The organism is Acetobacter sp. DmW_043 (genome assembly GCF_002153485.1).
GTDB lineage: Bacteria > Pseudomonadota > Alphaproteobacteria > Acetobacterales > Acetobacteraceae > Acetobacter > Acetobacter thailandicus.
This window is the reverse complement of the sequence record NZ_JOMN01000099.1, coordinates 1-1,113: the sequence shown is the minus strand read 5'-3', so window position 1 is coordinate 1,113 and position 1,113 is coordinate 1. Positions and strand designations below refer to the sequence as shown.

Below are 1,113 nucleotides of genomic sequence, written 5' to 3'. Positions count from 1 at the left end.
TGGTAAATGCTACGGTTTTTTTCCGGCACTTGCGCTTGGCGGTTCACCATCGGTAAAACATACTCAGATTGTCGATGCTCGGGTTCATTTTACACTGCTTGCTCAGATGGGAGCTGTACGCATTCTTCGTCTAAATGAACACGATAATATTGAATTCGTCCGTAACGTTGGCGAAAAAACATCATAGAGGTAATCTTTATCTTTTTAAGCATCCTTTGCTCGCCGGTTTTATTCTTCATGGAAAGAAAACAGAACCGCTTTACTGACGAACTGGCGAGTGAAAGACCTGAAAGGCGTCATTACGCTGTGTCTGGAGGGTTTCATCGAGAGCATAGCCCTCCTGATCCACGGCCCGCAGTATAGGTAGGGTCGAACTTACGGCTCCACCGGCAGGGATCATCGCGGGTTAACTCATCTCTTGGTTCTCAATGGAGCAAGAAAGGTCCATCCAGTAAACTGAAGAGATGGGAACAGTTGAAAAAAGCAGCTCAGAAAGCAAAGGATGCTGGAAAGAAGCTGATGAATATTGATCTTCGTGAATGCTAAAGAGGAAAAGATGGCAGATACATACCCAAAGTTTGATATAAGAAAATATATTAAGAAATATGGTGAATTAAATTACAGAAAAGATGTTCCAGAGAACATTTGCAAAAATTATAAGTATAAGATCCCAGATGACCTTATTTTATTCTGGAGAGAGCATGGTATTGGAACATGGTTAAATGGAAAATTTCAGTTTTGTATTCCTGCTTATTACTCAGGAATAGTAGATATTTTATTCTCTGGTGATCAGGATATTATTCCAGAAAAAACTCATATAGTTGGATATTCGGCATTTGGAGATCTTTTAATCTGGAATGAAGATCTTCAGACCTGTGAGGTAAATTTACCAGAATCAACTATGAGTATTGGAATGTGGGATTTTGACGAATTTAATTCTCACTGCGCTCCCTTGGAGCCTTTAATATCAAGGATTGGTAGTAGTTTTGATTATCCAACTCAAAATAAACATTATAAATCTCTTTTTTCAGAATCTTTGGCTGAAGTTGGCGAAGTGACTTTTGGTAAATGCTACGGTTTTTTTCCGGCACTTGCGCTTGGCGGTTCACCATC

At 39.7% G+C, this 1,113-nt stretch carries 2 protein-coding genes and 1 pseudogene; all 3 read left to right on the top strand.

The genetic code is table 11. The features are described from left to right. A partial coding sequence (locus HK11_RS11900; RefSeq protein WP_143216411.1) for a T6SS immunity protein Tdi1 domain-containing protein occupies positions 1–187 on the top strand: 187 nt, incomplete at its 5' end. A 263-nt stretch (positions 188–450) separates the two neighbouring features. After that, positions 451–546: pseudogene (locus tag HK11_RS12755) on the top strand (hypothetical protein); the annotation flags it as partial. Beyond that, the coding region (locus HK11_RS11890; RefSeq protein WP_086555521.1) for a GAD-like domain-containing protein at positions 536–1,113 on the top strand (578 nt) is incomplete at its 3' end. The pseudogene HK11_RS12755 and the gene HK11_RS11890, both read left to right, overlap by 11 nt.